General features: G+C 31.2%; 17 protein-coding genes and 1 other RNA gene. 7 read left to right on the top strand and 11 right to left on the bottom strand.

Features of this window, described 5'->3' with window-relative positions:
• Positions 1 to 87: 87 nt before the first annotated feature.
• Positions 88 to 1,323 (top strand): CBS domain-containing protein, encoded by a 1,236-nt coding sequence (locus WC223_10470; GenBank protein ID MFA6924660.1) that lies wholly within the window; start codon positions 88 to 90, stop codon positions 1,321 to 1,323.
• Positions 1,324 to 1,457: 134 nt separating this feature from the next.
• Positions 1,458 to 2,702: an Nramp family divalent metal transporter gene (locus tag WC223_10465; GenBank protein ID MFA6924659.1), complete on the top strand. Its 1,245-nt coding sequence runs from the start codon at positions 1,458 to 1,460 to the stop codon at positions 2,700 to 2,702.
• On the opposite strand, the gene rsmA is transcribed toward WC223_10465, so the two are convergent.
• Positions 2,679 to 3,467 (bottom strand): 16S rRNA (adenine(1518)-N(6)/adenine(1519)-N(6))-dimethyltransferase RsmA, encoded by a 789-nt coding sequence (gene rsmA / locus WC223_10460; protein MFA6924658.1) that lies wholly within the window; start codon positions 3,465 to 3,467, stop codon positions 2,679 to 2,681. The genes WC223_10465 and rsmA overlap by 24 nt on opposite strands.
• Before the next feature lie 33 nt (positions 3,468 to 3,500).
• On the bottom strand, positions 3,501 to 4,571 hold the full coding sequence (locus WC223_10455) for an acyl-CoA reductase (protein MFA6924657.1): 1,071 nt from the start codon (positions 4,569 to 4,571) through the stop codon (positions 3,501 to 3,503).
• 60 nt (positions 4,572 to 4,631) lie between these two features.
• Here WC223_10455 and WC223_10450 point away from each other — a divergent pair, with 60 nt between their 5' ends.
• Positions 4,632 to 5,504 (top strand): hypothetical protein, encoded by an 873-nt coding sequence (locus WC223_10450; protein ID MFA6924656.1) that lies wholly within the window; start codon positions 4,632 to 4,634, stop codon positions 5,502 to 5,504.
• Between the two features lie 60 nt (positions 5,505 to 5,564).
• Here WC223_10450 and WC223_10445 read toward each other — a convergent pair whose 3' ends face one another.
• The 8 genes from WC223_10445 to recR form a co-directional block, all read right to left on the bottom strand.
• Positions 5,565 to 6,245 carry a DNA alkylation repair protein gene (locus WC223_10445; GenBank protein ID MFA6924655.1) on the bottom strand — a complete coding sequence of 227 codons (681 nt, stop codon included), beginning with the start codon at positions 6,243 to 6,245 and terminating at the stop codon, positions 5,565 to 5,567.
• A gap of 16 nt (positions 6,246 to 6,261) precedes the next feature.
• The gene (locus WC223_10440; GenBank protein ID MFA6924654.1) at positions 6,262 to 7,224 is read right to left on the bottom strand and encodes a two-component regulator propeller domain-containing protein; all 963 of its coding nucleotides are present in this window, start codon (positions 7,222 to 7,224) and stop codon (positions 6,262 to 6,264) included.
• Between the two features lie 13 nt (positions 7,225 to 7,237).
• Positions 7,238 to 9,028, bottom strand: a complete 1,791-nt coding sequence (locus WC223_10435) for a chloride channel protein (GenBank protein ID MFA6924653.1) — start codon at positions 9,026 to 9,028, stop codon at positions 7,238 to 7,240.
• Positions 9,029 to 9,159: 131 nt separating this feature from the next.
• A complete protein-coding gene (gene mfd, locus WC223_10430; GenBank protein ID MFA6924652.1) occupies positions 9,160 to 12,534 on the bottom strand; it encodes a transcription-repair coupling factor in 3,375 nt (1,124 codons plus the stop codon).
• On the bottom strand, positions 12,531 to 13,337 hold the full coding sequence (locus WC223_10425) for an RNA methyltransferase (protein MFA6924651.1): 807 nt from the start codon (positions 13,335 to 13,337) through the stop codon (positions 12,531 to 12,533). The genes mfd and WC223_10425 overlap by 4 nt, the downstream gene beginning before the upstream one ends.
• A gap of 66 nt (positions 13,338 to 13,403) precedes the next feature.
• Positions 13,404 to 14,063: a DUF6629 family protein gene (locus WC223_10420; protein ID MFA6924650.1), complete on the bottom strand. Its 660-nt coding sequence runs from the start codon at positions 14,061 to 14,063 to the stop codon at positions 13,404 to 13,406.
• A gap of 93 nt (positions 14,064 to 14,156) precedes the next feature.
• Entirely contained in the window at positions 14,157 to 16,139 is a 1,983-nt protein-coding gene (locus WC223_10415; GenBank protein MFA6924649.1) for a glycosyltransferase, read from the bottom strand.
• A 190-nt stretch (positions 16,140 to 16,329) separates the two neighbouring features.
• The gene (gene recR, locus WC223_10410) at positions 16,330 to 16,947 is read right to left on the bottom strand and encodes a recombination mediator RecR (protein MFA6924648.1); all 618 of its coding nucleotides are present in this window, start codon (positions 16,945 to 16,947) and stop codon (positions 16,330 to 16,332) included.
• Positions 16,948 to 17,269: 322 nt separating this feature from the next.
• Between recR and WC223_10405 the strand changes: the two genes are divergently transcribed.
• From WC223_10405 to ssrA, 3 genes are all read left to right on the top strand, one after another.
• The gene (locus WC223_10405) at positions 17,270 to 17,932 is read left to right on the top strand and encodes a DUF4159 domain-containing protein (protein ID MFA6924647.1); all 663 of its coding nucleotides are present in this window, start codon (positions 17,270 to 17,272) and stop codon (positions 17,930 to 17,932) included.
• 63 nt (positions 17,933 to 17,995) lie between these two features.
• A complete protein-coding gene (locus WC223_10400) occupies positions 17,996 to 18,739 on the top strand; it encodes a UDP-2,3-diacylglucosamine diphosphatase (GenBank protein ID MFA6924646.1) in 744 nt (247 codons plus the stop codon).
• 116 nt (positions 18,740 to 18,855) lie between these two features.
• Positions 18,856 to 19,227, top strand: a transfer-messenger RNA (tmRNA) gene (ssrA, locus tag WC223_10395).
• A 298-nt stretch (positions 19,228 to 19,525) separates the two neighbouring features.
• Here ssrA and WC223_10390 read toward each other — a convergent pair.
• Positions 19,526 to 20,752: a DEAD/DEAH box helicase gene (locus WC223_10390; GenBank protein MFA6924645.1), complete on the bottom strand. Its 1,227-nt coding sequence runs from the start codon at positions 20,750 to 20,752 to the stop codon at positions 19,526 to 19,528.
• A 393-nt stretch (positions 20,753 to 21,145) separates the two neighbouring features.
• Between WC223_10390 and xerA the strand changes: the two genes are divergently transcribed.
• A complete protein-coding gene (gene xerA / locus WC223_10385) occupies positions 21,146 to 22,561 on the top strand; it encodes a site-specific tyrosine recombinase/integron integrase (protein ID MFA6924644.1) in 1,416 nt (471 codons plus the stop codon).
• Positions 22,562 to 22,805 lie beyond the last annotated feature (244 nt).

Genomic DNA, 22,805 nt, shown 5'->3' with positions numbered 1-22,805 from the left:
CGAGGATATTAAAATCATTGAAACTCATCATAAGAGGTTGATTCCACAGGAACTTCCTCTATGATAAATCTTTTTTGGAGGAAGTTTATGCCAGCAGTTAAAACATTTTATTTAAGCAACATCATAAACAGCAAGATTTATTCTTCTACTCATAAAGTTATTGGAAAACTTACCGATATTATTGTTGATATAAGTTTCAAAAGGCCTAAGCTTGTTGCCGCAAAAGTTAAGTTGCACAATAAAACAAAAATGCTCGACATTGAGTATTTTAATATTTATAAAAAAAGAAACCATTATTTTCTAAAATGCAATAAGATTGACGAAGTTGATGTAAAACATGATAATTTCCTTTTTCTTGCCAAACATATTCTCGACAAGCAGATAGTTGACATGGATGATAAAAAAGTTGAAAGAGTCAATGATATCAGGTTTGCAATATTATCTACGGGAACTTTCGTTATTGCTGTTGATGTTGGTATCGAAGGTCTTTTGCGAAGATTAGGAATAGCAAGACCTGTTAATAAAATTCTGAAACCTGCAGGGATAAATATTCCGAGTGATTTTATTTTATGGGATGATGTTGAAGCCATAAATTATCATCATCTGGGAATTAAATTATCAAAACCATTATCGAAATTATCTACACTTCACCCTTCTGATATTGCAGACATTATCGAAGACCTCGACCGAAATACACAGCTTGCTTTATTCTCATCCTTAGATGAAGAAAAAGCGGCTGATGTATTAGAAGAACTTGAACCCGAAGCTCAGGTTAGTCTTATAGAAAATCTTTCTACCGAAAAAGCAGCAGATGTTTTGGAAAAAATGCCTGCCGATGAAGCAGCCGATTTGCTTGATGACATGGAAGAAGAAAAAGTTGAAGAACTCCTCAGCGAAATGAAAACCGATGCGTCGGAAGAAGTTCGTGAATTAATGAAATACGATGAAGATGTTGTTGGTAGCTTGATGACTACCGATTTTATTCACTTTCGTGAAAATTATACGGTAAGTGAAACCATAGATATGCTTCGTAAATTGAAACCTGAACCAGCAACAATTTATTCTCTTTTTGTACTTGATAAGCATGAAAAATTACTTGCAACAGTTTCCCTTAGGGATTTAATAGTTTCTGAGTCTGAAACAAAACTTAAACAAATTATGAATGAAAATATAAATTTTGTGCACGATACTGACAATACAAATATACTGGCTGAAATGATTTCAAAATATAACCTGCTTGCTGTTCCTGTTGTTAATAAAAAAATGAAAATGCTCGGAGTGGTTATTGTTGACGATGTTCTCGATAAATTGATGGAAGATTGAAGAGGTTAAGAATGTTTGTAGTTTGTTGTTTGTCGTTTTTTTAACTACAAACAACAAACATTTTAAACGACAAACAGAAAGTAATTTGTTAGTTAAATGTATGTGCTGATTAATTATAAGCCCATTAAACAAAGATGGTTACTAAATTAAGGAAAAAAAGTTTTTGGAAACAGATTGCAATTTTCTTTGCAATACTTGGTCCGGGTATCATTACCGGCAGTGTTGATAATGATGCAGGTGGTATTACTACATATTCTGTCGCGGGTGCCTTGTATGGATATAAAATTTTATGGACTCTTATTCCTGCTTTTTTTGTGCTTGTTATTATTCAGGAAATGAATGCCCGAATGGGAATTGTAACAGGTAAAGGACTTGCCGATTTAATTCGTGAAAATTCAGGTGTTAAAACTACATTTTTTATTTTTCTGGGTTTGCTGCTCGCCGATATAGGTAATACAACTACTGAATTTGCAGGTGTTGCAGGAAGCATGCACGTATTTGGCATAAGTAAATACATTTCGGTTCCGCTTTCTGCTATTGCTGTTTGGTTTTTGGTTGTTAAAGGCAATTACAGAATTGCTGAAAGGGTATTTTTATTCTTCAGTTTGTTTTTACTTATTTATGTTGTATCTGCGTTTATGGGAAAACCCCAGTGGAGCGAAATAGGAAGAGCCGTTGTAAAACCGGAGATAAAACTTAATTTTGCTTATATAGCAATTATTATTGGCATTGTGGGTACAACTATTGCTCCGTGGATGCAGTTTTATATGCAGTCATCGGTTATTGAAAAAGGTTTGAAAATAAAAGATTTGAAATATACTGTTTGGGATGTTGTTATAGGTAGCGTTCTTACCGTAGTAGTAGCTTTTTTTATAATTGTTGCTTGCGCTTCAACTCTGAATAAAAATGGAATTAATATTGTAGAGGCAAAAGATGCTGCTTTAGCTTTAAAACCATTAGCCGGTTCTTTTGCTTCAATGATTTTTGCATTCGGACTTTTTATTGCATCGGTGTTTTCTGCAGCAATATTACCTATTGCTGCATCATTTTATATTTGCGAAGCATTCGGATTTGAAGCCGGAATTGATAAAAAATGGAATGAAGCACCGCAATTTTATTATCTTTTTACAACAATTATTTTTATTGCTGTATGTGTAATTCTTATTCCTAACGCTCCGCTAATAGTTATAACTCTGTGGTCGCAGGTTGCTAACGGAGTATTTTTGCCTGTTGTTCTTGTTTGCATGATTATTCTTATCAACAAAAAAGAAATAATGGGGGTGCATGTAAATAAACCTTTTTACAATATTGTTGGTGTTACGGCAGTTGTAATTTTAGTTATGCTCTCTTTAACTTTATTGGTGATGTCGTTTTTCTGATTCACTTTCAATCAGATTTGTTAAATCAATAAAATCACTCACCGTAAGTTCTTCTGCACGTTTATTAAAAATAATATTTTCCGAAATATTTTTATTAATTTCAAATATTTTAAGTGCATTTCTCAATGTTTTCCTTCGTTGATTGAACGCTGTTTTTACAACTTTGAAAAATAATTTTTCATCGCAATCAAGTTTTTGAATATTGTTTCTTGTAATTCGTATCACTGCCGATTTAACTTTCGGTGGAGGCGAGAAAACAGTTTCGTCAACAGTAAACAAGTATTCAATATTGTAAAATGCCTGCATCAAAACGCCGAGTATTCCGCAATGTTTTGTTCCTGACTTTGAGGCAATTCTTTCAGCAACTTCTTTCTGAAACATACCGATAACTTCAGTTACATTGTTTCTATTCTCGAGAGTTTTAAATAAAATCTGACTTGAAATGTTGTAAGGAAAGTTGCCTATAATAGAAAATTGTTCTTCAAAAATATTTTCAATCTTGAATTCTAAAAAATCCGATTTTATGATTTTATCTTTTAATTGTGGATAGTGTAATTCAAGAAATTCAGACGATTCGTTGTCAATTTCAATAACGTAGAAATTTAATTTTTTATTTTCAAGCAGATATTTAGTCAACACACCTGTGCCGGGTCCAATTTCTAAAACATTTTTGGAGTCGGCAGAAAGAGCAGCAACAACTTTTTTTGCAATGTTTTCATCTTTTAAAAAGTGCTGACCTAAATATTTTTTTGCTCTTATGTACATAACTTTTAAACAGTTTTTTTAACAATAAACTTTTTATCGACTTACCAAAAACTCAATTGTATCAATATCATCAGCATAATACCAAAGTTCCGGAAATTGTGTTTTGCCGAAATCTACTTTGTTCCCTATCTCAGTAAAATTTGAAACTATACATTGAATTTTATTTTTATTAGTTTCGATTTTTTTTGAAACGTTTTTAATGTCATCGTATTTTTCATAATAAACTACGGAAATAGGGGAGGAGAAGGATGAGTTCTCCGTAAGCATCATAAATCCATTATCTTTAAAATCATTTTTATTTATAAGATAAATTGCTTTGTAATAATCGTAATTGTTCTGGTATTTATTGTGTTTTGATAAATAGATATACTTTTTCATTGTTTCAAAAAACTTTTCAAAATCAAAATTTTCGGGTATAAATATTTTTGAAACATTTCTGCATCCAAGTCCGAAATAGAGAAAAATATCGTCTGCAAGTTTTTCGAGTTCATCAGTGGTTTCATTTCCCGAAAGCACTGCAATTGAATTCCTGTGTTTACGGATAATATGCGGATATTTCCCAAAATAATATTCGAAATATCTTGAAGTATTGTCGCTTCCGGTTGCAATTATTTTGTCGAAATTTTCAAGTTTGTTTTCTGTAAAATGAATTTTATTTATAAATTCAGGTTCGAGTTTGAATAAAATCTCACTAATAAAGGGCAATAGCTTATTATCCTGTGAAGACAATTTTCCTATGAATACATTTCCGGTAGCCAAAACACATAGCAAATCATGAAAACCAACCATTGGAATATTTCCTGCTAAAATAACTGCAATTCTTTTTGCTTCATTTTTATTTAAAGTGTTTTCGGGATATTTTTTAAGCCATTTTTCAAGCTTTTCTTTTGAAAGATTTTGTGCTATTGATGAAATGGCAGTCCTTACGTTTTCTTCAGTGAACCAGCCATTATAATGAAATGATGTTTTTATTAATTCTTCAAATTTAGAATAAAACTCTAATAAATATTTTTCCTTATTTGCTTTATTGTTTTTGTCATTAACAAAATAAGAAAGGAAATTTCCAAGTTTTATAAATGTCGTAATCTTTTTTTCGTAAATCATTTTTTAATATGAAGTTTTATTAACTTTACAGCAATAAAATTAACAAAATTTATAAGACGCATGAGAAATATTTTATTCATTCTGCTATTTGTTTTAGTTTGTTCATTTGCCTTTTCGCAGAATATTGATGTATTTAGAAGTTATGAAGATTCCTTGCAGATGCTTGGAAAAGTAATGCTATATTCAAAAGATGACAGTTTGAAATACAGGACAAATCAAAAGTTTGAGAAAATTCTGGAAAAAGCCCTTAATGAACCTGGTGCATTCAATTATAAATTTGATTCACTGAAAACAGCAACCCATTTATATTCTTCTGATAAAAAAATAAGAATTTTTACTTGGTATTTTCCTAAATCTGACGGCACTTATAAGTATTATGGAATAATTCAGATGAAAAACAGGAAAGACACAAAACTTGTTGATAAATCTGATGGAATACAAAAACCTTTTACTGAAAATCTAAATGCGAATAAATGGTATGGTGCATTATATTATGATATGATTTTAACTAAATGTAATGGCAAAAGATATTATACTTTGCTAGGATGGAAAGGGAATGACAAGCTCACTTTAAAAAAAGTTATTGATGTTTTATCTTTTAATGAAAATAAAGAACCTGTTTTTGGAGAACCAATTTTTGTTGCAGAAAAAAAAGTATTATCAAGAGTAATATTTGAATTTTCACCACAAGTAATTATGTCACTTAAATTTTATAAAAAAGATAAAATGATAATTTTCGACCATCTGTCGCCTCCCGGGCAACAAATGAATGGACAATTCCAATTTTACGGACCTGATATGAGCTGTGATGCTTTTGTTTTAAAAAAAGGAAAATGGAATTTACAAATTGACGTTGATGCCCGCAATCCTAAAAACAAAGCAAAAGAAAAAATGGATAGCAAAAGGGACGCACCTAAAATAGGACTTAAATAAATTAATAAATAATAATTCATGTCCTTTTAAGTTGCGTTTTTTATTATTAATTATTCATTATTATTTATTAATTCTTTTAATAACCGCTTCGGAAGTTAATTCGCGTATTGCATCTTTGGCAATCCATCTGGCGCTTTTAGAATTTATTTTTTCTATTTCTTTTGCAAGTTTAATTGCTTTCGGATGAAGTGTTTTGTTTCTTTTCCCGATTTGACGCAATGCCCAGTTAACAGCTTTTCTTACGAAATTTCTTTCGTCGGTGGAATATTTTTTTATTGGTTCAAAGAACTGATAGAAATTTTCATCGTTTGCTTTTTTGTGCTTGAATGCCAGACAAGCCATTAATGCAAAGCCGGCACGACGTTCAAATTCTTTTTCGCGTTTTGTCCATTCCATTGCTTTTTCAAATGCATTGTCACAATATGCAAAAAGATTAAGGCAGCACTGGTCGCACAAATCCCAAGAATTGAATTCTTTTATCCATTCATCCATTTGCTTGCTGCTGACTTCATCAGGAGCATCAATCATGCTTGCAAGAATCATTGCCTCGTGATAACCGGTTTTCCAAAGTTGCAAAGCAAGCTCATGATTTTTTTTATTCTTTTTTGCAATACTTCTGAGTATAGGTATTGATATGCCAAATGCTTTTTCAACTTTTATTCCAAATCGTGCCATTCCTTCTTTATTTTTCTCTGAACTTTGAGATTTAAGGAATTTAATTATGTCGTTTACTTTGTTCATGGAAATAAATTATTATTTATTTAATAATAGCCAAGCCGTTTTGCGAAGCAAGCCAAAGCTTACCATCTTTATCAATAGCAAGTTTATTTATAAAAAAATCAGGAATCTTTGAATTTTGGGGTGTTAGCGTTTCCCATTTTTTATTATCATATTTCACAAGCCCGTAATTTGTGGCAATCCATTTTGTATCATTGTTGTCAATTGCAATAAAATAATCTGTATATGCCGGTAAACCTGAATTAGAGTTATTATAAATTTCCCAGTTCGTATTATCATATTTGGCAATGCCGCCCCAAAAAACAATCCACTTGTTATCAGATTTGTCAATTGCAATGCAGCCGGTGAGATTATCAGAAATGTGTGTGTTTTTTTTATCAAATATTATCCAGTTGGTCCCATCAAATTTTGCAATTCCGTTATCGGTAGAAATCCATTTGAAATTTTGTTTATCGATAGTGATAAAATTTACATTATTGTGTGGCAGAAGAGAATTGGTTTTGTTGAAAATAGTCCATTTTTCGTTTTCGATTTTCACAAGACCTTTATCTGTGCCGAGCCATATAATTCCATTATCTTCGGTTGTAATACATCTTATATGATTATCGGGTAATTGCGAATTTGATGTATTGAAAGTTTCCCAATTAGTTCCATCATACTTAGTCAAACCGCCTGTTTTAGTGCCAAGCCAGATGTTATTATCTTTATCGCAAGCAATTGCAGTAATAAAGACATCGGGAATTTTTGAATTTGATTTATTGAAAACCGTAAAATCTTTTCCATCAAATTTAACAAGCACGCCTCCACTGAAGCAATCTCCTGTTGCAAACCATTTGTTGTTATTATTATCTATACAAATTGTTTTTATAATATTGCTTGTAATTTTTGAATTTGTTGTGTCGTAAACAGTGAAATCTGGGGGTTGAGCAAAGGAAATAAAATCTATAGAAAAAAATATAATTGATAAAATATAATTTCTCATAAATAATAAAAATTTAAATCTGAATATTATGCTGAACAATTAATTCCCTGTATTTAGTGAAAAGAGAAGATTTTGAAATAAATCCGAAATAATTAAAATTACTCCTGTCAACTACCGGCAAATGCCATGCCTGAGTTCTGTCAAACTTTTTTATTGCATCGTCCATATTTTCATCCTTAAAAACAAAAGCCGGCGGACGTTTCATCAATTGTCTTATTTCAATGCGGTCATATAGTTCATGTTTGAACATTATATTTCTTATATCTTCAATTTCAACAATACCAAGTAATTTATTTTTATCATCAATGACTGCAACAATATTTCTCTTATTTGTTTCAATTATTTTAATTAAATCTCTGAGTTTGGCATTAGGTAAAATACATCCAATGTTAGTTTCTATAACATCAGTAACTTTGATTGAAGAAAGAATATTTTTATCTTTATCTTCTGTAAATATTTTCCCCATCAAAGCAAGTCGTCTTGTGTCCATGGAATACTTTTCAAAGCGCTTGACAATAGCAAAAGAAAAAGCAGAAACAATCATCAACGGAATAAATAAATCATAACCGCCGGTTATTTCGGCAATAAGAAATATGCCTGTCAGCGGAGCATACATCACACCAGCAAGTACTCCACACATTCCAACGATTGTGAAATTACTTACAGGCAGTTTAGCAATTCCGAGTTGATTTACAAGTTTTGCAAAAAAGAATCCAAGATATCCTCCGACAAAAAGTGATGGGGCGAAATTACCTCCATTTCCTCCGCTTGAAATTGTTATTGATGTTGCAATAACTTTCACAAAGGCAATAATTCCTATAAAAATTAATGAAAACCAAGAATTATCTTTGAAATTATAAAATATGCTGTTTTTGAAAATGCCGTTTATATCTTCATTAGCGAGAATCTTTATGCTGTCGTATCCTTCACCGAATAATGTAGGAATGAAAAAATATAAAATCGCGAGAATAAGTCCACCGATAATTGCTTTGTTGTATTGCTTCTGATATTTACTCAGGAATTTCTCTGTTGATAAAAAAGTTTTTGCATAATAAAGTGAAACAAATCCTGTGATTATTCCTAAAACCATATAATAAGGAATGTTGTGATAATTGAATGTTTGATGCAATTTAAAGTGAAGCAAAATACTTTCGTTAAGAATAATTTTTGAAATTAATGCTCCGCTTGCTGAAGAAATCAAAAGAGGAATAAAAGCAGAAATAGAAATATCAGCAAGAATAACTTCCAGTGCAAAAATAACTCCTGTAATAGGTGCATTAAAAGCTGCTGATATTCCTGCCGCAGCGCCACATCCAAGCAGTAATGTTCTATCTTTGTAATTTAATTTATGAAACAATCCGAAGTTTGAACCTATTGCAGAACCTGTAACAGCAATTGGTGCTTCTAATCCCGCAGAACCACCTAATCCTACAGTTATGGAACTTGTAATAATATGAGAATATGTTTTGTGTTTCTCCATTGAACTTGATTTCTGGGCAATATCATAAAGTACGCTTGAAACGCCTTTGAAAAAACGTCCTTTAAAAAATATTTTAACGATGGCAACTGTTATTATCAAACCAATTGTCGGGAAAGCTATTACGTAATACCATTGATTGCTTATTTGATAATCATAAGTAAAAATTGCATGAAAATAATGAACAAGAAGTTTTAATATAACGGAAGCAAAACCCGCAACAATACCAACAAGAACACTCAAAAACAAAAGAAATTGAATGTGATTTAATCTTTTGTATAAGATTTCCGTGAACTTTGTGTATAGCTTTATAAGGAATTTTATCATTCTGTTTTTAATGGTAATCAAAACAAATATATAAAAATTAACCATGTAAATTGCAAGTTAAACTTTCAATTTACATGGTTGAAAATTGGACGATAATATGTTAATTAATTGACAATAAGTAATTTGTAGTTTTATATTTGATTCAATAATATTTTTAACATATCCATACCTGAATTAACTTCTTTGATATTTTCGAAAGATAAAATCAGTTTATTATTTATTTCTTTCATTTTGCAATTTGCCGTTTTCAGAATGAAATTTAAAATTTTAGAAAACTGAACGGATTTATAATATTCCGAATCTTTATTTGAAACAAAATAACCTGTGAGTTTTGCATTTTTTAAAATTATTTTTTCAAAGCCAATTTCTTTTGCAAACCATCTCAATTGCATCGCTTTCAAGAGCTCTGTGGTTTGTTTGGGAATATTACCGAATCTGTCTTTTAAATTATTTGCAAAAATTTCAAGTTCTTCTTTTGTTTCAATATTGTCAAGTTCTTTATATAAAAAAAGCCGTTCGGTAATATCGCTCACATAATCATCGGGGATAAGCAATTCAAGGTCGGACTCGAATGAACAATCTTTGACATAATTTTTTTCGGATGCAGCTTCTTCGAAATGTTCTTTAAATTCATTTTCTTTAAGTTCATCAACTGCTTCTTTAAGAATTTTCAAATATGTATCATAACCCATTTCATTGATAAATCCGCTTTGTTCGGCTCCGAGTAAATCTCCTGCACCTCTTATATCCAAATCGCGCATTGCAATATTAAATCCGCTTCCCAAATCCGAAAATTCTTCCAATGCTTCTAACCTTTTTTTAGCATCGCTGCTTAATACCGCGAGTGGTTGAGTTAGCAGATAGCAAAAAGCTTTTACATTACTTCTTCCAACTCTTCCGCGCATCTGATGTAAATCGCTTAATCCGAAGTTGTGGGCATTATTTATTATTATTGTGTTTGCATTCGGAATATCAAGTCCCGATTCTACAATTGTTGTCGAAACGAGAACATCATATTCTCCTTCAATAAAATCCGTAACTATTTTTTCGAGCTTTTGACTTGTCATTTGACCATGTCCTACGCCAACTCTTGCATGAGGACAAAGTTTTCTGATTGTGTTTGCTATATCTTCGATATTCTGAACTATGTTGTGGATAAAGAAAACCTGACCACCGCGTGAAATTTCAAAATTAATTGCATCTTTTATTACGTCATAATCAAATGTGTGTATTCTTGTTTTTATAGGGTATCTGTTAGGTGGAGGTGTACTGATAATTGATAAATCCCTTGCGCCGAGCAATGAAAACTGAAGTGTTCGCGGAATAGGTGTAGCGGTAAGTGTTAATGTATCAACATTTGTTTTCAATGCTCTTAATTTTTCTTTTGCTGATACACCGAATTTATGTTCCTCGTCAATTATTAAAAGTCCGATGTCTTTAAACTTAACATCATTGCTTATAAGACGGTGAGTGCCGATAATTATATCAGTTTTGCCAGCAGTAATTTTTTCAAGCGTTTTTTTTATTTCCGATGCGCTTTTAAATCTGCTCAGAAAATCAATATTGCATGGAAAATTTTTTAATCTTTCGGAAAAAGTTTTGTAATGTTGAAGAGCAAGAATTGTTGTTGGTACAAGAATGCCAACCTGTTTGTTGTCGCATACTGCCTTAAATGCAGCTCTGACAGCTATTTCGGTTTTGCCGAAGCCAACATCGCCGCAAATAAGCCTGTCCATGGGATATGATGATTCCATATCTTTTTTCACATCAGTTGTTGATTTTATTTGGTCGGGTGTATCTTCAAAAATAAATGATGCTTCAAGTTCGGTTTGCATGTAATTGTCCTGATTGAATCCGAATCCTTGTTTGGTTTTTCTTTCGGCATAAAGTTTAATTAAATCAAATGCAATTTCTTTGACTTTTCTTTTTGTTTTATTTTTTAAATTAGACCATGTATTTGAACCAAGACGATGAATTTGCGGTGCTGTTCCTTCCTTACCGGAATACTTTGATATTTTATGAAGTGCATGAATGCTAATGTAAAGCAAGTCATTATCTTTATATAAAATTCTCACTGCTTCCTGCATTTTGCCACCGACTTCAATTTTTTCCAATCCTGCAAACCTGCCTACACCATGGTCAATGTGTGTTACGTAATCACCGGGTTTGAGGGAGGTGAGTTCTTTTATGGTTAAAGATTCTTTTTTTGTGAATGCATGTTTTAAATGAAAACGATGATAACGTTCAAATATCTGATGGTCGGTGTAACAGGCAACACCAAGATTTTTATCAATAAATCCTTCATGTAGCGAAACCGGAATTGTTGAATATGAAATTTCGGATTTGTCAATTGACGATAAATCTTTAAATATAAGTGAAAGCCGTTCGAGTTGTTTTTGATTATCAAAAAATATCAGGTTTTTAAAACCACTTATTGTATTGTTTAATAAATTTTGTTTTAGAAGTTCGAAGTTTTTATTAAAAACCGGTTGTGGTGAAATCGAAAAATTAATTTCCGTATCTGTTTTAAAATAAGTGTTTGTGCTTAATTCAATGGTTTTGAATTTATTTATTTGTGAAATGAAATCTTCTTTTGTGAGATAAATTTTATCGGGAGATAAATGAGAAATGTAATTATTTTTACTGTTGTTCTCGAATATTTCTAATGCTTCGGAATATTTTTTTTCAATAATTCCTTTTGTACAAAAAAAATCTTTGAACCATATTATTGTGTTTTCGGGAATGAATTCAAAAATAGATTCATTGCTTTCGAGCATTGCTTCGTTGTGAATATCGGGTATAATCGAAATTTCCTCAAAATTTTTAATTGATAATTGTGTTTCAGGATTAAATGTTCGTATGGAATCAATTTCATCACCAGCAAATTCAATTCTGAAAGGAAAATCATTTGCAAAAGAAAAAATATCTATAATTCCACCGCGAATGCTATATTGTCCCGGCTCTACAACGAATTCGGAATATTGAAAATTATATTCGTGTAAAAATTCAACAATAAAATCAATAGTTAACTTTTCTTTCGTTTTTATTTTAAATGTATTTTTTGTCAGCGATTTTTTATTTACAACCTTTTCGGTTAAAGCTTCGGGATATGTAATAATTATTATATTTTCATCGGAATTATTAATTTTACTTAGCAATTCGGTTCTGTATAGTAAATTGTCATTGTTTAATTCATCAGTATTATAAGGCGTTTTGTGTGCACGTGGAAAAAAATAAATACTCTCTTTTTTATTTATAGCATTTAAGAAATTCTCCAAATCATTAAGAAAATATCCTGCTTCCTCTTTATCATCAAGAATTATTAAATGCGTATTTGAGAAATTTTTAAATATTGAAGTTAAAAGTAAAGGTCTGAAAGAGCTTATAGTTCCTGTAATATGAATGTGTGAAGTGTTTGAAGAATTTATCTTTTCGGAAATGCTAACAACTTCTTTTCTGTTAGCATTTAAATTTATTAAATCCGATAAATTAAGTGTATCAATCATCTTTCTATAAAAAATCTTCTGAACTCCGAGCATATTATTGCCGCTGAAATTGAGGCATTAAGCGATTCGGCATTTTCATCGGAATTGTTTTTATGTTTGTAATTTGGAATTGATATTTTTTTTGTTGCAACTTTCAACAGCTCTTTCGAAATACCTTTTGATTCGTTGCCGATTATTATTAAACCATTTTTCGATAAACTTGTTTTATAAATATTTTCTCCATCAGTAATAGCAGCGTAAACAGGTAATTCATTTTTAAAATCATTTATTGTTTTTTCTAAATCAACATAATGAACTTTAACTCTTAAAAACGAACCCATCGTTGCTTGAATAACTTTAGGATTGTATATCTCAACTGAATCTTTCGAACAAAAAATATTGTCAATTCCAAACCAGTCGGCTATTCTTATTATTGTACCTAAGTTTCCGGGGTTTTCTATTTCATCGAGAGCAAGTGAAAGTTGAGAAATTATTTCTTTCTTATTAAAAGTGAAATTGAATTTTTCAATTACGGCAAGAACTTTATTCGGCGTGGTAAGTGATGAAATTCTTTCCAATTCATTTTCGCCGATTTCATTAATTTCTGCCTTGCAATTTTCGATTTTCTTTGAATTAGCATTAAGCCATTCACCAATTGCATAAATGGAATTTATTTTTGCATTGCTTTCTAATAGTTCACCGACAATTTTCTCGCCTTCTGCAACAAACAATCCAAGCTCATTCCTGAACTTTTTTTGTTTCAGCGAATTGATGAATTTTATTTTGTTTTGTGAAAGCAACATTGCCTTTAAATTGTTTGACAAAGGTAGTAAAACATTATGCTTTTTTCAAAAGAAAAAAAAGTGTTTTAGCAAATAGTTATTTTTTATTTAATCTGTGAATACGTGGCAATTTATATTTTTATCCCAAACTACAAGAATTATTACAACGCTTATTATTGCGGCAAAGAAACACCATACCGAAACTACATTTTCTTTAAAATAAATGTTAGTGATGATAAATGATAATAAAACAGCACCTCCGAATATTTTTATTTTTTTTATACTTGAAATAAAAGGAGGAATGACCGAAGGAATAAAATAAATTATGCCTCTGAACTTTGGTAAAATTATGGGGTAATCAACATCATAACGAATGTGCAGGAACATTATTTTTGCGGTAACATCACGGAAGAGCAAGCAGTACGTCATATAAAATGAAAATATTGCTCCAAAGCAAAAAAGTATTTTTAATGTCTTTTTACGTTTCTCATTTTTCTCAATCAACATAACTGAAAGAGGTACCAATACAGGCCAAACTACTAAAGCAAATATAAGAAAAACATGAACCGGGATTTTCTGCAATGTTGCATAATCGGGATTTGTCAAAGTGAGCCACACGAATCCTTCTGTGAATTGTTGAAGCGAAAAAAATAATGGAATGCCTGCTAATAAAATATGTGATGGCGTTTGGTTTTTTTTTATTGCAACAACACCCGCAACACAAAGTGCACTACTTGCAACAAAACTTGCTTCAGCTGAAAAACACATCTGATTTATTTTCTTGCAATATATGAAAAAATGAGTTCCAAAAAAGAATTATCATATTTCAGTAAGTTCATTTTATCATGTTTGAATAAATGTTCACCTTCCCAGATTTCTTATGTTTTTTAAGATAACCACGATGTCATTTGCAAGTTTATAATCACGGGCATAAAGAATATTAAGGCGATTTATGGTTTCTTGTGGTATGTCTTTATTTTTTAATGCATCGGTGCAGTTGAGAATTCCTTTGCGTATTAAGGGAAGTTTTGCAAAATAAATATTCTGGTTTAGGGTTTGCAATTCGCTGTCGTTATAACCCACCCATGCTTTGCAACCATATAATACAAGAAAAATATTTTTCAGGAATTTAACGGGGTTTCTTAAAACAAAAATAAGAAATGGAATAAACAGCAACATTATTAAGGAAGAAATAACATCAAGTATTCTTTTGTTTCGTTTGTTTTCAATTTTTGTTATGGAGTTTATATTTATAACATAAAGTTCACCTGTAGTATTTATCGAATTGCTTCCTATGATGAACAAGCTTTCGGGAGGCGCTATTTTGTAATCAACTTTACTATCGGAAATAATTGTCATCACATCAATAATCTGATTTGATGTAAGGTCTTTTGCACAAAATATAACTTCATCTATTTTATATATTTCAATTATTTCTTTTATCTGCTCGAGAGTGCCTAAATAAAAATTGTTTCCATTACCGTTGCTGTTTTTCGGTTTCACAAATCCTATAAAACTCGGTGTGATGAAAGTTTGCTTAAGTATATCGGCAACTCTTTCCGCTTCTTCTTTTTCGCCTATAATAAGAATTTTTTTTTCGGTTGTAGTATTAATTTCAAATCTTTTGTTTTTTATGAGATTTATTATTATTCGGTGAAAGCTCATTATAAAAAGTGTCCATATTGAACCCAGCAAAATCAAAGCTCTTGAAAAACGGTATGATTCGGGCAGCAGTGCGTAAATAACAAGTATGAATAGTGTTCCTGCAACTATGCCTTTGAATATTTTTTCTTTTCTTACAGGTCTGTCGTATCCTCCGAACAGAATAACTGAAAACAACCAGATAATAATGTACAAAGGCACTACAATGCTCATGAATTCCACAGGATAATATTCTTTTGAAGAAATAATATTATATTCCCAGTAGTTTTTCAATAAATACATTCCCAAAAATATCAAAATCGTATCAAGTGAAGGCGTAAAGATTTTTTTTGTAAATCGGTTTATAACTGCTACTGTTGCCCTGAAGTATATTGCAATATTTATAAGCAAAGTAAAATAAGCAGCATTTTTTTTTGAAAAATGTTTTTTTGCAAATATTATCATTGCCCTGTAAAATATAAACACATAATTGATACTGCTTTTTCTGGTGCTTTCGCCTTTATAATGTATGATGCGTGTTTCAGGAAAATAATAGTTTTTATAGCCAGCTTTTGTTATGCGGTACGAAATGTCAATGTCCTCGCCGTACATAAAAAAACTTTCATCAAGCATTCCTGTTTTATCGAGAGTTTTTTTTCGTAAAAACATGAAAGCACCTGCCAATATATCTATTTCACTTGTTTTATTTTTGTCGATAAAAGTAAGATGATATTTTCCGAAAGTATGCGATTTTGGAAATAATTTTGAAAAACCGAAAACCTTGTAAAATGCCACAGCAGGAGTGGGCATTCCTCTTTTTGATTCGGGCAGGAATTTTCCTTTGCCATCAAGCATTTTAACACCGAGTCCTCCTGCATCGGGATGTTCGTCCATGAACTTTATGCACTTGCGGAAAGTGTCGTTCTCAACAACAGTATCGGGATTAAGAAGTAAAACATACTCACTTTTTGCAATTGAAATTCCCTGATTTGTTGCTTTTGCAAATCCGCAATTTTCCTTGTTTGCAATCAACCGTACTTCAGGAAACCGGCTTTCAAGCATTTTTACAGAACCATCAACAGAATTATTGTCAATAATTATTACTTCCGCATCAATATCTTTGCATGCTTCCCTAACAGAATTTAAACATTGCTCAATAAAATATTTTACATTATAATTTACTATGATAACAGACAGTTTCAAGTTATAAATTGTTTATAGAATTATTAATTTATTTGTTGCTAACAATTATTTGATGCAGTTTGTTGTTGCATGTATTATGTAGTTGAGAACATATATGTTAATATGAAAAATATTTTTAAAGTTTTAAAAAACTCAAATACTCAATCATGGTTTAACTACAAACGACAAACATTTTAAACAACAAACCGATTTAAGCGTGTACTCCGAAATACGGAACACGGTTTAATATTGATTTTCCCAAAGTAATTTCATCAGTGTATTCCAATTCATCGCCAATGGCAATTCCTCTGGCAATAGTAGAAACATTCACTTCGTATTCCTTAAGTTTCTTGAAAATATAAAAACAGGTTGTATCTCCTTCGATTGTTGTTTTAAGTGCTAGTACTATTTCTTTAATTTCGTTATTTCTTGCTTTATCGAGTAAAGTTGAAATATTAAGGTCAGAAGGACCAACACCATCCATTGGCGAAATAACACCACCGAGTACATGGTATATGCCGTTGTACTGATTTGTGTTTTCTATTGCTATAACATCCCTAATGTCTTCGACAACACAAACAAGTGATTTGTCGCGGTTTTTAGCCGAACATATTTCGCAAACTTCATTATCGGAAATGTTATGACAGCTTTTGCAAAATTTTATTTCTTCCCTCAACTTCATTATGGTATTCCCGAAATCCAGAACTTGAGCATTGTCTTCTTTTAATAAATGCAGTACATAGCGGATAGCTGTTTTTTTACCTACACCGGGCAGTTTTGCAAACTGGTTCACGGCATCTTCAAGAAGTTTTGAAGAGAAGTTGTTCATAAAATAGAAAGATATTTATTTTAAGATTTATAGAGTAATTTCTGTATGCAAATATATTAATCATTGCAAGATTTACGAAAAAAATAATTAAATTCTGTAACCACCCCTTAAATCAACTATATGGAACTTCAGATTCTTGATTCATATTATTAATTTGTAATCGTATGGAAGGTGACAAAAGATATTAACTGTTCGAAAACATAATTTTCAAAAAAAATGTTTACTTTTGTCCGTGTAGTTGTTATTTATTCGAAATATAAGCTACAAAAAGAGTTTGAGTTTGTTTTTTTATCAGATTTTTTAAAAATATTTTTTTTTGCAAATGAGAAAAAAATTTTTAATAATAATATTTATTGGATTTTATTTATTTGGTTTTTCACAACAACCAACAATACAAATTGCATTATTAAAATATAATGGGGGAGGAGATTGGTATGCAAATCCTACATCGTTACCTAATTTAATAAAATTCTGCAATCAAAATATTGGAACGAATATAAATCCCGACAATGCAGTTGTTGAAGTTGGCAGTGCTGATATTTTTAATTATCCTTTTGTTCACATGACCGGTCACGGGAATGTTGTTTTTTCATCACAGGAAATTCAGAATCTGCGAAATTACCTAACTGGCGGTGGTTTTTTACATATTGATGATAATTATGGTTTGGATAAATATATCAGGAGAGAAATGAAAAAAGTTTTTCCCGAACTTGATTTCATTGAATTACCTCCTAATCATCCCATATATCATCAGAAGTTTGATTTTCCGAAAGGTATTCCTAAAATACATGAACACGATGGAAAGCCACCACAGGGGTTTGGCTTATTTTATAAGAATCGGCTTGTTTGTTATTATTCTTATGAAAGCGATTTGGGTGATGGATGGGAAGATTCAGATGTTCACCATGATTCCGAACCGGTAAGACAAAAAGCATTGAAAATGGGCGCTAATCTTATTCAGTATGTTTTTACACAACAAAAGTAATACAAATAAAAGTTTTAATTATTAGTTTTGGAAAAATATTAAATCATAAATTAACTGAAAAAAGTGGGGAAAATATATTTTGCATCCGATTTTCATTTGGGAGTACCCGATTATGAAAGCAGCAATAAGCGTGAAAAAATAATTGTAAAATGGCTTGATGAAATAAAACAAGATGCGCAGGAATTGTTTTTACTTGGTGATGTTTTTGATTTTTGGTTTGAATATAAATCGGTAGTTCCCCGCGGATACGTGCGTTTGCTGGGGAAGCTTGCTGAATTGAGTGACAGCGGAATTAAGATACATTATTTTACAGGCAATCATGATATTTGGGTTTATGATTATTTACCAAAAGAATTAAATGTTGAATTGCATCGTGAACCAATTATTAAAGAAATAAATGGAAAGAAATTTTATTTGGCACACGGCGATGGTCTTGGTCCCAGCGATTATAAATTCAAATTAATGAAAATGGGATTTAAAAGTTCAACACTGCAGTGGCTATTTTCAGCTTTGCTACATCCGAATTTTGCTTTTAAAATCGCACGTATTTTTTCTTTTAAAAGTCGTTTGTCGAACGATAATAATTATGAAAAGAAAAAATTTCTCGGCGAAAAGGAATGGCTTATTATTAATTCAAGAAAAATTTTACAAAAAGAACATATTGACTTTTTCATTTATGGTCACAGGCACTTTCCTATTGAATTTAAACTGTCAGAAAATTCAAAATATATTAACCTTGGGGAATGGGTGAATTATAAACCTTATGCCGTGTTCGACGGAAATGATACGGTTTTGAAAAGTTTATAGTATGAAAATTGTGGCAGTAGCAGTTGGCAGTGGCGGTTGTCAAAACTTTAAACGTTAGACATTAAACTTTAAACTATTTTTCGTATATTTGCAGTTCTTTTGTTCCTTGAAATCATGGGGCTGACCGGTTTTGACAGCGAGGATAGTGGTGATGCAAGCATGTCGAGCGTTGTGAATATGGCTCGTAAAAATCAACTCTCACGCCTATTAAACGGCAACGATTATAATTACGCTATTGCTGCTTAATTTTAGAAATTAACAGTTAGCTGTTTCCCGGGAAGCTTTGCTCAACTGCGTCCTGACGAAGCATCGCAAATGTTGAGATAGTTCAGTTATTGTCTCGCTGACTGAATGAAAAATTTGGGGCTAAGGATTTTGTAGGTCTGTATTGAACCAGCAATTTCACTAAAATCAATCAAATACTAAGCATGTAGAAAACCTTTCTGCTACTTGTTTGGACGAGGGTTCGAATCCCTCCAGCTCCACAATAAACTTAAAATGAATATCGAATTTTGAATCATGAAGTTTTTACTTCGACATTCATTATTCAGTGTTCGATATTCGATGTTTGTCCTCTCTATCAGTAGAACTTTTATCTGATGCTATTTTACCGAAAACAAAAGGTGTTCAATAATTTTATTTTTCATAAAAAAACTAACAATAATGTAACTTACAAATATGTTTGTTTAATTATTGTTAATTGTGTGATGCTGCCTGATATAATTCAGATTCAAGCTATCTCGCTGCTTCTGGAAATTTTCCACAAAAGAAGTGTCCTAAAGAGAACTATCTATAACGAGCAACACGGCGATGTGCATTATTTTTTTGCTGATGTCGATGCTGGCGTTGTTGCACCGGAGCTTTCACGGGATGATGGTCTTCGAGCGGAAACGGATGGTCGTTTACCGCAGGGATTTTTCTTGAAATTAGTTTTTCAATATCTTTTAAATAAGCTTTTTCTTCTGCATCGCAAAACGAGAATGCCGTGCCGGAAGCACCTGCTCTACCTGTTCTTCCAATACGATGAACATAAGTTTCGGCAATATTTGGGATTTCGAAATTTATAACATAATCCATATCATCTACATCAATACCGCGTGCAGCAATATCGGTGGCTACAAGAATTCTTGTGGTTTGTTGTTTGAAATTAGTGAGAGCTCGCTGTCTTGCACTTTGCGATTTGTTGCCGTGAATTGCTTCTGTGTTAATATTATTTTTAACCAGCATTCGGGCAACTTTGTCGGCTCCATGCTTTGTGCGTGTAAAAACCAAAGCAGTTCTTATATTTTTATCTTTTAAAACATGAACCAGCAAAGGTGCTTTATTACCTTTATCCACAAAATAAACAAATTGATTTACGGTTTCGGCAGTGGTTGCGGAAGGTGTAACTTCTACTTTCATGGGTTTATTCAAAATACTTCCGGCTAATGCAACGATTTCAGCAGGCATTGTAGCTGAGAAAAAAAGTGATAATCTTTGTCGTGGTAATTTGGCAATTATTTTTTTTACATCGTGAATAAAGCCCATGTCAAGCATTCTGTCTGCTTCGTCTAATACAAAAATTTCTATGTCGCGAAGACTAATAAATCCCTGATTAATTAAATCAAGCAACCTTCCCGGTGTTGCAACCAAAACATCAACACCATTCTGTAATGCTTGTGTTTGTTGAAATTGACTTACTCCGCCAAAAACTACAGTACTCGATATACGTGTGTGCCTGCCGTAAGTATTAAAACTATCTTTTATTTGAATGGCGAGCTCCCTGGTAGGAGTTACAACGAGACTTCGTATTTTTCGTTTTTTATCGTAATTCTTGTTTGTACTAAGCAATTGAAGAATAGGAATAGCAAATGCTGCTGTTTTCCCTGTACCTGTTTGCGCACAACCCATCAAATCGGTTCCTCTGAGAATAATTGGTATTGCCTGTTCCTGAATAGGCGTAGGTGTTATGTAACCTTCTTCTTTTAATGATTTGAGAATTGGCTCAATGATGTTCAATGATTGAAATTGCATGAATGTTTGTTGATTATTTTAGTTATAAAAAAGGCAAGAAATTTCTTTTCGAGACTTTGAATTTTTACAAAGATACAGAAAATTATTGGTATTACAAGGATTTAGAGATATTATGTCGAATTATGAATTTCTTTAGCTTTGTTTTAGAGTAACATTAAAGTTAAAATTATGTTAATTTTTTTGCTTTGAATTATTTTAAAAGTAATTTTGTAAAATAAAATTATTTTGTTAAATATTTTGTAGTTTATACTATTTTGTATAGCGACATTTCATCGTTAGGAAAGTAACTGTTGTTATGCAAATAAAATTCAAATAAAAACCGAAAAAGCAACAAGTTACAATTAAAGGGAACAGAATTATCGTATATGTTCTCCTTTTGTTAATTTATTTTTTATGATAAAAATAATTGCCGAACCCGTTGAACATCGCAATCAAAAACGCATTAAGCTTATTTTTGATTATGATGTAAGCGTAACAGGAAAAATAAAAGCTATAAATGATGCAAGATGGAGCGAAACTCTGAATTGCTGGCATATTCCTTATACAAAGGAAGCGTTTAATAAAGTAAAATATTTATTTCCGGAAATTGAGTATTCAAAAAAAGAAGTAACGGCAAATAAACAGCCGATTTTAGATAAAGATAAAAATAAAATTACTGATGAAATAAAAAAAGATTTAAAAAAAGAAACAGATTTAATAAGCATTTCAAAGAAAGAAAATAAGATTCTCGTAAATATTATTGATTTTAAAAAAATAATGTTACTTTTCCCATTTGACAGATCGCATGTGAAAAAAATCAAAACATTTCCGTATAGTTTTTGGAATAAAAAAGAAAATTCATGGAACATTGCTTATACTGAAAATATAGTAAACGAGCTCGAAAATTATTTTAAAAAATTTAATTATAAAATAGAGTTTAAATACATAAATACAAACGACATTAAGAGTAAGGAAAAGAAAGAATATGCAAATGTCAGGAAATGTCCCAAAGAATTTATTGAAAAGCTTAAATTGAAAAGATATAGCGAAAATACTATATATACATACAGAACAGCATTCGAGGATTTTATAAATTACTACAAAAATAAAGAGCTTGAAAGCATCACAGAAACAGATATAAAAAATTATTTACTATACATGCTTGAGAAGAGAAAAGTTTCGGCATCGTATCAAAACCAAATAATAAATGCCGTTAAATTTTATTATGAAAAAGTTTTAGGTGGAGCAAGGCGATTTTATTATATAGATAGACCATTTAAAGAAAAAGTTTTACCGATAGTACTGAGTGAAGAAGAAGTTCAGAAAATATTAAACAGCATTACAAATTTAAAACATAAAACAATAATGTTAACAATATATTCGGCAGGATTACGTATAAATGAATTGCTGAATCTTAAAATAAGCGATATTGACAGTAAAAGAAAAATAATTATTATTAAAAGTGGCAAAGGAAAAAAAGACAGATATAGTTTATTGTCAGAAAAATTATTATTATATTTAAGGCAATATTATAAAGAGTACAAACCCAAAATATGGTTGATTGAAGGACAGACAGGCGGACAATATAGTTATGAAAGTTGTTGCAGCATATTAAGGGAGGCATGTAAAAAAGCACAAATAAAAAAGAGAATACACCTGCATACATTAAGGCATAGTTTTGCAACTCATTTATTGGAAAGAGGCACTGACCTGAGGTATATTCAGGAATTACTCGGGCATAGTTCTCCGAAAACAACTGCAATTTATACCCATATTACAAGAAAAGGAATGGAAGATGTTAAAAGTCCGTTGGACAATTTAAGGATTTAAATTTTAAATGATAAAAATTTTGACATTAATAAAAAATGTATATTTGTAAAAAAAACAAAAGATTTTAAATCAATCACTTATTATTAGAAAATTGGATTGTAGTAATTTCAAATATATATAATATTACAGTAATGCTACAACCCATACGTTAGGCATAATTCCAATAACGGCAAGGTGGAAGAAAATAACATTTCAGGAAAATAATGTAGTGGTTCATTGAAAGAGAGAAAGACATTTTAGGAAA

Source organism: Bacteroidales bacterium, assembly GCA_041671145.1.
GTDB lineage: Bacteria > Bacteroidota > Bacteroidia > Bacteroidales > JAHJDW01 > JAQUPB01.
This window is presented reverse-complemented; position numbering and strand designations above follow the sequence as displayed.